1 protein-coding gene is annotated in these 1,049 nt (G+C 61.3%); it reads left to right on the forward strand.

Annotated features, from left to right (window positions below; genetic code table 11):
* Window positions 1-16: 16 nt before the first annotated feature.
* Window positions 17-1,049 (forward strand): condensation domain-containing protein (locus tag G8767_RS35185; protein ID WP_240953012.1); only part of this gene is annotated, 1,033 nt, incomplete at its 3' end.

Here is a 1,049-nt window from a genome sequence, read left to right on the forward strand (position 1 = left end):
GGGTGACGGTTTCTCGATGGGTCCGTTGACGCGTGATGTGATGGTGGCGTACGAGGCGCGGACCCGAGGGGTGGAGCCGTCGTGGTCGCCGCTCGAGGTGCAGTACGCGGATTACGCGTTGTGGCAGGTCGAGATGTTGGGTTCGGAAGAATCGTCGACCTCACTCGTCACACGACAATTGGACTTCTGGCGCAGCGCTCTCGACGCACTACCGTCGGTGATCGATCTGCCGCTGGACCGACCTCGTCCGGCGGAAGCCTCCGGCCGTGGAGCCATGTTCTCGGCCCATCTGAGCCCCGAGGTGAACGCACAGTTGGAGAAGGTCGCGCGTGACCACGGCGCTACGCCGTTCATGGTGTTGCATGCCGCTCTGGCTGTGGTGCTTTCGCGCTTCACCGGTGGATACGACATAGTTGTGGGAACTCCTGTTGCGGGCCGAGGAGAACGTGCACTCGACGATCTGGTCGGCATGTTCGTCAATACCCTCGCACTACGTTCGGTGGTGTCGCCTGGCGCACGTTTCGCGGAATTGCTCGAGTCGGTTCGAGAATTCGACCTCCAGGCGCTCGCCAACGCCGACCTACCGTTCGAGCGTCTGGTGGAGGTGCTCGATCCGGTTCGCTCGCAGTCGTATTCACCGCTCTTCCAGGTCAGTTTGACCCTGCAGAACATCGCGTTGACCGAACTCGAGTTCGACGGCATACACATCGCCGAAGTCGACAACATCGTGGCCACCACACAGTTCGACCTGGACTTCGTGTTCAACGAGACACTCACCACCGACGGGTCTCGCGGTGGTCTGGACCTACACCTGACCTATGCGACCGATCTCTTCGACGAGGCAACCGCAGTGCGGTTGGTCGATGCATACGTCGCAGTGGTGACCGCTGCTGTAGCGGACACGTCCACCATCGTCGAGATGTTCGCCGTGGAGTCTGTGGTTGAGCGTGGGTTGGTGTTGGGGGGTGTGAACGTTACGGATCGTTGGGTTGAGGATGTGACGTTGGCGGATCTGGTGGCGGCTTCGGTTGAGGTGTCGTCGGGTCGTG

This window comes from Rhodococcus sp. IC4_135 (assembly GCF_011602025.1).
GTDB classification, from domain to species: Bacteria; Actinomycetota; Actinomycetes; order Mycobacteriales; family Mycobacteriaceae; genus Rhodococcus_F; species Rhodococcus_F baikonurensis.